This is a genomic window from Microcystis flos-aquae FACHB-1344, assembly GCF_014698375.1.
Classification (GTDB): Bacteria; Cyanobacteriota; Cyanobacteriia; order Cyanobacteriales; family Microcystaceae; genus Microcystis; species Microcystis aeruginosa.
The window spans coordinates 19,419-28,342 of record NZ_JACJSW010000176.1; the positions used below are offsets into that span (position 1 = coordinate 19,419).

Consider the following 8,924-nt stretch of genomic DNA (forward strand, 5'->3'; position numbering starts at 1 on the left):
CTAGTAAGGCTTTCAGTAATTTTCAGCAAGCCCTAGATAAGTATTTTGACTCACGCCCCTTCCTCTTTTGAGACGTTGTGACACTTAGGGTGCGGAATGTGGGTTTTGAGATTTTGTCCCTTGCTCGGCTGTCAAAATGGTAAAAGCGGAAGACCGGCTGGATTCCCTAAACAAATAAAAGCAGCCCAATACTTAGGAGCTTCATAAGGGCGTTCTAAATCAGATTTTTGACTTAATTCACGCAAATGGGCAGCAGTTCCTATACTGTGTTTTTCTGCCGATTTGATGGCATCTTCCGTTAGCCATTGGGAACGCATTTTGGCGATGGTGAGACGCTGGAGGCTAGATTTGGCTTTTCTCAAAGCTTCTGCTTTGCTAAGTTTGGCTTTCAGGAGATAATAATAGAAATACTGCATTAAGATAGTGGTAGCCACATCCTCCACTTTCCAAAGGCTGATAATAACGGTTTTTGCTCCTGCTTGGATGAAGGAACGACGCAAACCGATGAGGGTTTCTCCTGTGTAGAGGTCTCCTAAGGCGGTTTCACAGGCGGATGTTACTACTAACTCTGTCCCTGCTAAGTTGATAGATTGCACGTCTAGGGAAGTTAATAAGCCATCTTCGGCTTCTTCGGGTAGTTTACCGCCGTTTAACATCGTATTCACCCCCGCAAAGGCTAAACCTGAACGCAACAGGGGATTTTGCCTGGTGCCGACTTGGAATCTTTCTGAGGCGGAAAGACTCGATAACATGAAGTTTTGGTTAATTGTGTCCAGTTCGGGGGTTATATCGCCGAGAAAGTAGCCATGAGTAGCGATATGGAGAATATACGGGGCTTTTTGGGCTTTGGAGACAAGAGGTTTTAAAGCTTTGGCGGCGGTAACGGGTTTGACTCTGAGTATTTTAGCGATTTTTTCGCCTTCGATTTCGGTGCCGGGGAGGGAGTTGAATATTTGTCCTTGTCTAGAGGTGGCTAAATTGCGTAAGGATGGTTTAAAGGGGAATTTTTCCTCATTTTCGGCAGTTGAGGGCGTGTTTTCGGGACTAGCTAAGTTATAGTCAGGGTTAGCGATAACGAGAGGATAGGTGACTTTTGCGGGAATTTTGGCTTTAAAGCGCAGGATATCTCGTCCTACATTTAAGAAGTTGCAGCGATATTCATCCATTAAGTAGCTGCCTTTATCGGTGGGTAAAATTTCAAAGGGTAAGCAGTTTAATTCGCCATCGGGACAGATAATTAATTCTTGGGTGAGATAAGGCTCGATTTTGTCAAATATAAGCTTGCTTAGTTCAATTTTTGGCGATATATCCTCTTTTTTCTTAAATACGGCCACACTTAATCCTCGTGGGTTTTCTACCGATTCCCGAAACTCTTTCACTAATTTGTCTATGGGTTCAGCTTCTCCTAAATCTATCATAGTTAGCTGTTCTGGGGCTTGGGCAGGTAGGATAAAGGCGAGATAGCGAGGGGGAAAGGATGCAGCGTCACCGTTGGCGGGAATTGCCGGAAAATTGTAGTTATTAAACCTGAAAAATTCAATTAGAGTAGTTCCTTGTGGTAATTCTAAGGCGATGGTACGAAAATCAGCGTTTTGCAGTTCTTTTTCGAGGTTAAGTTCGGGGATATTTAATTCTCGTTCGAGGTTTTCTGCTTGTTGTTCGAGGGATTTAATTTCTTGTTGGTAGTAGGGAAGTTGTTCGGGGGTGGGTATATCAAAACAGCGTTTGGCGAGTTGTTGCCTAATTTGTTGCCATTGTTGGAGTTTGGGGGCAAGATGGGCGTATTGTTGGGATAATAGGGCGATTTTTTGCAGGATGGCGGTTTCGGTTGCGATCGCTTTTCGTCTTAAGATGAGGTTATAGGCAGATTGTACCGCTTCGGGGCTATTAGGAAAGTGTTGGAAAACAAGGGAGAGAAATGTTTCTACTATATGGTAGTTTTTGGCAAGATAGTTGATGCGTTGCTTATCGGTGCTAATGCTAAAGATGGTCGAGATAGTTTTTAAATCAATATCTGCCGCTTCTTGCATTAATTTTAGTGCTTCTTCTGGGCGGTTGGTTGCTGTGTATAAAAGGGCTAAATTATTGAGAAAAAGAGCATAATTAGGGTGATCAGTACCTAAACTTTTACCATGAATTTCGAGAGCTTGTTGAAAGAGAGGTAAAGCTTGCTCATACCGTCCCATTGACCGATATAATGCGGCTAAGTTATTCAGAGAAGTGGCATAGCCAGGGTGGTCAGTACCTAAACTTTTACCACGAATTTCGAGAGCTTGTAGAGAGAGAGGTAAAGCTTGCTCATACTGTCCCATTGACCGATATAATCCGCCTAAGTTATTCAGAGAACCAGCATAGTCAGGATGGTCAGTACCTAGAATTTTACTACGAATTTCGAGAGCTTGTAGAGAGAGAGGTAAAGCTTGCTCATACTGTCCCATTGACTGATATAATACGGCTAAATTATTCAGAGAATCAGCATAGTCAGGATGGTCAGTACCTAGAATTTTACTACGAATTTCGAGAGCTTGTAGAGAGAGAGGTAAAGCTTGCTCATACTGTCCCATTGACTGATATAATACGGCTAAATTATTCAGAGAATCAGCATAGTCGGGGTGGTTAGTACCTAAACTTTTACCACGAATTGCGAGAGCTTGTTGATAGAGAGGTAAAGCTTGCTCATACTGTCCCATTGACCCATATAATACGGCTAAATTATTCAGAGAACTAGCATAGTTAGGGTGGTCAGTACCTAAACTTTTACTACGAATTTCGAGAGCTTGTAGAGAGAGAGGTAAAGCTTGCTCATACTGTCCCATTGACTTATGTAATACGGATAAGTTATTCAGACAAGTAGCATAGTCAGGGTGGTCAGTACCTAAACTTTTACCAATAATTTTGAGAGCTTGTTGATGGAGAGGTAAAGCTTGCTCATACTGTCCCATTGACTTATATAATCCGGCTAAGTTATTCAGAGAACCAGCATAGTTAGGGTGGTCAGTACCTAGAATTTTACCACTAATTTCCAGAGCTTGTTGATGAAGAGGTAAAGCTTGCTCATACTGTCCCATTGACTCATATAATAGGGCTAAGTTATTCAGACAATTAGCATATTCAGGGTGGTCAGTACCTAAACTTTTACCAACAATTTCGAGAACTTGTTGAGAGAGAGGTAAAGCTTGCTCATACCGTCCCATTGACTTATATAATATGGCTAAAAGATTCAAAGAATAAGCATAAATAGGCTCATTAGTTAGTGAGTAACTTTTGGCTAAATCACAGGTTTTTTGAGCGAAGATAATCCCTTGCTCATATTGCCCCTGCTGATATAGCATTCCTAGGGTTTGGTTATACTGTTGTATCTGGTTAATTATGGATTGATTGATGTTACTATCTTCCTTTAATAAACTAAGTTTTTGTTGCTGATTATTGTTGCTGATTGATCAGAGTGATTAATGGGTTTTTCCACCACCTTAAACCGCTTATAAAACACCTCACTATTACCCTGATTACCCTGAATAAATATCTCCTACAATAAGTTGTTAAAAACCTCCGTATTGTTCCAACGATAGATACTGAAATCTCGACGATCAACAGTTAATATTCTTCCATGTCCTAGATGCTCTGCTAATACAATCAAAGAAGCGTCTGCCATATCCATCGGTAAGTTAGCGTAACGATCCATTAATTCAATCATTCGTTCAATATGATGATTTTGTAAATGAAATATTTCAAAGTTATCGTTAACCAATCCCTGCAAAAAGTTGATTTGCGCCTGATTACCTATTCTGGCTAAGAGTAAATAACAGGTTTCGGTGATAACAGGATAGGTGGTAATTAAGGCTTCATTTTGACTATAAATAGTTTGAATGGCTAACGAGTGATCTTTGTCTTTTCGATTGCCAAGAGCGAGAAAGAATCCTGTATCAGCAATGATCATTTTTTTCGGATAGGAGTGAATGCAAAATGTTTTCTGAGTTTTCGGCAAAGTCAGCCTCTGCTTCAAAGCTACCGATAAAGGAACTTTGTTTTAATTTAGCTAGGGGATCGTGTGTTTTTTCTTGGAGTTGTTGATAGCGTAGTTCAATGGCTTGTTGAATGGTTTCTAAAGTATTTTCTTGGGTGGTTTGTTGAATATAGGCTAGTTTTTGAGCGTGTTCATCGTCTAGTTGAATGGAAATTTGCATTTTTTTTCCTATTTTATGGGCAATTACTGTTGACAATGGGCAAGGGCGATCGCTGGCATGATGCGATCTAGTTATACTATTGTATCTGGTTAATTATGGCTTGATTCATGTTACCATTCTCCTTGAATAAACCAAAGTTATTACGACATTTTATTAAGAACTTGTAATATTTTTTGAGCTTGTGTTTTATCTCCCTGTTGCTGAAATAAAGTTACTGATCTTTGTAAGTCAGGGATTCGTTATTTGATAATCTCCTGACATTACATAGACAAGCCCCCACAGGTTATAAGCATCCGCTACTTATTACTACCATTGATTCACTCCGATCTTTTTTTCTTTGAGAGTACCCAATAGGCTTGGAGTAAGAGCTATCGTGTAGTGTGTATTCTCAGGAATAGTGATCACCTTGTCAATTTTGCTGTAGGATGCGTTAGCACCAAACAGATGTCTATCTCCATACCATTTTTTACCCGTAGCCAACTTTATTATATATTGCCCCGGTGGAATGGGTGTTTCGTAGGAATGCCCCTTTAATATCAAGAACCAACAGATCAGTTTACGGCTAATTTTATCCTCTAACTTTATCACCATATTTTCCGCACCAGATGGCGGTATAATTTTGAGGATACTACTCGCAGATTTCCGATCAAAGTTGTACACTCCCTGACCATTCTCAGGAAAGAATACTCTTGATCTTGAAACCCTTGCAGGTTTTTTATTGGGTGGAACTTTTGCGGGTTTGCTATTGGGTGGAACTGGAACTTTTGCGGGGTTGCTATTGGGTGGAACTGGAACTTTTGCGGGGTTGCTATTGGGTGGCTGTTGTTGCGGGAATTGATTATTGTAGGCAATTTCTCGGTTACTAATCGCTTGACTGAAATTAGGATTAAGGCGGATAGCTCGGTCATAATCTGCGATCGCTTTTTGATAATCTCCTAACTTATCGTAGAGAGTTGCTCGGTTATAGTAAGCTTCTGCTGAGTTGGGATTAAAGCGAATATATTGGTTATAATCAGCAAGGGCTTTCTCATATTGCTGTAAACGACTATAGGCGATGCCCCTGTTGCCATAAGCTTGAGCATAGTTAGGATTAAGTCTAATTGCTTCATTAAAATTATTAATGGCAGCCTCTAAATCACCTTGTTGTAGTTGTTTTACTCCCTGATCCAAAAAGTCCTGAGCCGTTGAGGGGGAATTGACTTGAGCGATGGCATTTACAGGCAAATATTGAATGGGTAGAGGGAGAGAAACAAAGCCCAAACCGAGAGATAGGGTCACTAAAATAGAGGAAAGAGGTAGAGACATGATTGATGGCCTTTTGATCAAGTATTGTAGGTTTACATTGAGTTTATTGCTGTAATTTTTTGATAGTTTCTAATATTTTTTGATCCTCTCCTTTAATAAACTAAGTTTTTGTTGTTGATTATTGTTGCCGATTGCTCAGAGTAATTAATTGTTTGTTCCACCACCTTAAACCGCTTATAAAACACTTCACTATTACCCTGTTGACCCAATTTAATAAATATCTCCTCAAGACGCTCTTGACTTAAAATAATATCTGTAGGGTCAGATTCCCCATTAACCCAAGATAAATCAATGGGTTGCTCTGTGACAATTGCCAGAAAATATTCATCTCCTACTGCATCATATTGGAAAAATCGAGCTAGTCCTTCAGACGGAGGTAAACGAAGTCCTTCTGACAGCTTAGTATAAGGAACATAGGCAAATGCTCTTGAAGGACTAAAGAGATAAAAATTTCCTTCTACAGTCTCATTAATTAACAATAAATATTTACCATTTTCAGGTAAATCAACCCATAAATAATGGGGCTTGTTAAGATAAATATAATTACCCTTATCTGGCTCTGGCTTAATTACAGTACCATTCATAACTAGACCCCTTTTTGAACTACCGTTTGAGGCTCCTCCATTAGGGGATTTTTCTACCTCAAAATTTTCATTAATATCCAGCATCGTTAACTTATTACAAGCAGGTGCAGCAACTTCTTTTGCTAATTCCCAACCCATCCGAGGAAATTTTTTCTCCCATAACCATTGATAAGTCACTTGATGAGGTTCAATTGAATTCTGAGGTTTTCCTTTCTTCTCATATTTAGTAGTAATTAAATTGACACTTAATTCTAATCCATCGTCTATCATCGCTTGTTTAAACACATCTACCATTATTCTCCTAATTCTTTTCGCATATTCATTAATAGTTGCTTCCGTATAATGAAGATTATGCTTATCTTTCATTATTTCGACAATTTCACTTCTTTTTTTATCTTGATTTTTTGGATGATATAGAAGTTGAAATAAACAACTATGATCTTGATTTTTTATCAAACCAGTATTTTGCAAGATCCAGTTTAGAAATGCTTTTTGCAATAGGTCTTTATCTTTAGTCCCTATCCTGTCAGGAATGCCAACCATTTTTAGTTCAAAAATAATCAAAAAATTAATGGAGATATTTAAAGATTACATCATTTCCTCTAATTTGTCAATATTTTGATGAGAAAGAGAAAGCAATGTTATTAATTGTTATTAAAAGTTATGTACGGTTATTTAGAGCTATTTAGAGTTATTTAGAGTTGTTGGCTGATACCAATTTGTTATTCAGTATCTATTGAATGTTATTTGATCTGAATGTTTGACTTGAATCATCAACTAATTAATTCACAGGAGTTGACAGCTAATGCCAGTTTACAACGGTACAATTTACAATGACCTCTTGTTCGGCAGTTTCGGTAATGACACCCTTTACGGGAATGAAGGGAATGATAGCATTTACGGCCAAGGAGGCAACGACTACATCGACGGTGGAATAGGCAACGACTACATTGATGGTGGAGATGGTGCAGATAACATCTTCGGCCGCGCTGGAAATGACAATGTCTTCGGCGGAAACGGTAGTGACTTGCTCATTGGCGAAGCAGGTGCTGACACTTTATCAGGCGGAAACGACAATGATTATCTCTTTGGCGGAGCCGACAACGATGTTTTATTAGGAGGCGCCGGGAATGACTTTGTCTATGGCGGCTATGGCAATGATATCCTCACTGGCGGCACTGGTGCCGATGTCTTTTATTTCGGTTCTCTTCTAGAAGGAGTTGACGTAATCAAGGATTTTCAGTGGATAGAGGGCGATGTCATCCAGATCAGTAAGTCCGGATTTACTGCTAGTAGCCTTAGCCAATTTAACTACAATAGCTTAACAGGTGGGTTAAGTTTTCTTGGGCAACAATTCGCAACCATTGAAAATCGCCCCGCAGGGTTTGCTGTCTCTTTCGATGTTCAGCTTGTTTAATTGGGAGTGGGCGGGCGAATCTTTTGGTTCGCCTGTTCCAGACGACTGGGCAATTTTTGCTCACTGATCAAACTAAAAGCATGAACCTTGTTCTCAAGGAACAAAAGATAACGAACAACAAAAAAAGAATTAATTTTTGAGGAGCAACAAAAATGTTCAATCCCTGCAACCCCAAATATCCCTTATTTACTTTTGCTATTGCTTTATTCGTTGGCGGTATTACTAATCCAAGCAGTGCAGCAGAGTTTAAATTTCCTGATCAGGTTGATATTTACGTTAAATCCTTAGGAGGTGGTGCTGGTGCCAATTCTGAGTTTGGTCTTGGGACTACTTCAGAAAACTTTGTTCCAGTTCTTTCAGGATTGCCGAATAATCCATCAACAAACAGTGAGGTTTTTTTGGGGTCTTTTAATCCAGATTAACCAATTCCACTGGCAGTTCTAACTAACTGGAATGGTCAAAGTTTTTTCACTACAATTGGAAGCACAGATATTGCTTCAAAAATAGTTTTTTCAGATCTAGATAATAGCCTTGGTTTCGGAGGAAATACATTTGAGTTACTAGATACTAATATCTTCTTAGCTCATCTTGATGACGCTGCATCTTTCACTGTAGTTGACATCCTCACCGCCGTAAACGGACGGTGATTCCCAAACCTCACGATTTAGGTTTCTGCTTCTTTCCCTTGCGGGGTTCCGCACCTGCCTTAACAGATTTACTCTGTTCTGGTCTTATGGTCGCTCTACAGACTGACACCGCAAGCCCTGCGGCCAAAATATTTTTACTAGCGTTAATATCTCGGTCATGGTGAGTCCCACAGTCTGGACAGTCCCACTCTCGAACATTTAACGGCATTTTTTCAGCAATATACCCGCAATTACTACATCTTTTAGAGCTAGGAAACCATCTATCTATTTCGATGTAATTTCTCCCATACCAACGGCATTTATAGGCTAATTGTCGGGTGATTTCTCCCCAACTAACATCAGATATTGCCTGAGATAATTTCGGGTTTTTGACCAGATTCTTGACGGCTAAATTCTCAACCACAATCGTTTGGTTTTCACGAACTAATTGAGTGGTTAGCTTGTGTAAATGGTCTTTTCTGCTATCGGTGATTTGAGCGTGAATCTTGGCTACTTTGATTCTTGCTTTTTCCCTATTTTTTGAGCCTTTCTGTTTTCTAGAAAAATTTTTCGCTGCTCTTCGCAACCTCTGATAATGTTTCTTAAAATGCTTAGGATTAGATACCTTGTCTCCATCGCTGGTAATTACTAGGCTACTAATTCCTAAGTCAATTCCGATGGCTTTATCGGTTGGGGGTAATGGCTTAATTGTTGGGTCATCAAATCTAATTGAGATATGCCAACGTCCAGAAGGATGTAATCTGACTGTTACTGTGCTTGGTTCACAGCTTTCTGGTATTTGTCTTGA

The 8,924-nt window shown here is 39.6% G+C and carries 8 protein-coding genes; 2 read left to right on the plus strand and 6 right to left on the minus strand.

All coding sequences use genetic code 11. The annotated features are described in order from the left end of the window. Nucleotides 1-131: 131 nt before the first annotated feature. The 5 genes from H6G48_RS16880 to H6G48_RS16900 all read right to left on the minus strand — a co-directional run bounded on the left by H6G48_RS16880 (nt 132) and on the right by H6G48_RS16900 (nt 6,616). On the minus strand, nt 132-3,332 hold the full coding sequence (locus tag H6G48_RS16880) for a CHAT domain-containing tetratricopeptide repeat protein (protein ID WP_190722593.1): 3,201 nt from the start codon (nt 3,330-3,332) through the stop codon (nt 132-134). 194 nt (nt 3,333-3,526) lie between these two features. After that, the gene (locus H6G48_RS16885) at nt 3,527-3,937 is read right to left on the minus strand and encodes a type II toxin-antitoxin system VapC family toxin (protein ID WP_012264691.1); all 411 of its coding nucleotides are present in this window, start codon (nt 3,935-3,937) and stop codon (nt 3,527-3,529) included. Next, complete coding sequence (locus tag H6G48_RS16890; protein WP_002758926.1) at nt 3,924-4,184, minus strand: hypothetical protein; 261 nt, start codon at nt 4,182-4,184, stop codon at nt 3,924-3,926. The genes H6G48_RS16885 and H6G48_RS16890 overlap by 14 nt, the downstream gene beginning before the upstream one ends. 306 nt (nt 4,185-4,490) lie before the next feature. After that, nucleotides 4,491-5,489: a tetratricopeptide repeat protein gene (locus tag H6G48_RS16895; RefSeq protein WP_190722594.1), complete on the minus strand. Its 999-nt coding sequence runs from the start codon at nt 5,487-5,489 to the stop codon at nt 4,491-4,493. 92 nt (nt 5,490-5,581) lie between these two features. Further along, nucleotides 5,582-6,616: a Clr5 domain-containing protein gene (locus H6G48_RS16900; RefSeq protein WP_190722595.1), complete on the minus strand. Its 1,035-nt coding sequence runs from the start codon at nt 6,614-6,616 to the stop codon at nt 5,582-5,584. Between the two features lie 262 nt (nt 6,617-6,878). Between H6G48_RS16900 and H6G48_RS16905 the strand changes: the two genes are divergently transcribed. Both H6G48_RS16905 and H6G48_RS26430 read left to right on the plus strand, forming a co-directional pair. After that, nucleotides 6,879-7,490, plus strand: a complete 612-nt coding sequence (locus tag H6G48_RS16905; RefSeq protein ID WP_190722596.1) for a calcium-binding protein — start codon at nt 6,879-6,881, stop codon at nt 7,488-7,490. A 152-nt stretch (nt 7,491-7,642) separates the two neighbouring features. Further along, nucleotides 7,643-7,912, plus strand: coding sequence for a hypothetical protein (locus tag H6G48_RS26430; protein WP_242034674.1), 270 nt, complete (start codon nt 7,643-7,645; stop codon nt 7,910-7,912). Between the two features lie 235 nt (nt 7,913-8,147). On the opposite strand, the gene H6G48_RS16915 is transcribed toward H6G48_RS26430, so the two are convergent. Continuing rightward, nucleotides 8,148-8,924 (minus strand): RNA-guided endonuclease InsQ/TnpB family protein (locus tag H6G48_RS16915; RefSeq protein ID WP_190722597.1); only part of this gene is annotated, 777 nt, incomplete at its 5' end.

Excerpts from the sequence above, each read along its gene's own strand:
- H6G48_RS16880 (WP_190722593.1), bottom strand. The coding sequence starts at position 3,332 with ATGCTATATCAGCAGGGGCAATATGAGCAAGGGATTATCTTCGCTCAA.
- H6G48_RS16885 (WP_012264691.1), bottom strand. The coding sequence starts at position 3,937 with ATGATCATTGCTGATACAGGATTCTTTCTCGCTCTTGGCAATCGAAAA.
- H6G48_RS16890 (WP_002758926.1), bottom strand. The coding sequence starts at position 4,184 with ATGCAAATTTCCATTCAACTAGACGATGAACACGCTCAAAAACTAGCC.
- H6G48_RS16895 (WP_190722594.1), bottom strand. The coding sequence starts at position 5,489 with ATGTCTCTACCTCTTTCCTCTATTTTAGTGACCCTATCTCTCGGTTTG.
- H6G48_RS16900 (WP_190722595.1), bottom strand. The coding sequence starts at position 6,616 with ATGGTTGGCATTCCTGACAGGATAGGGACTAAAGATAAAGACCTATTG.
- H6G48_RS16905 (WP_190722596.1), top strand. The coding sequence starts at position 6,879 with ATGCCAGTTTACAACGGTACAATTTACAATGACCTCTTGTTCGGCAGT.
- H6G48_RS26430 (WP_242034674.1), top strand. The coding sequence starts at position 7,643 with ATGTTCAATCCCTGCAACCCCAAATATCCCTTATTTACTTTTGCTATT.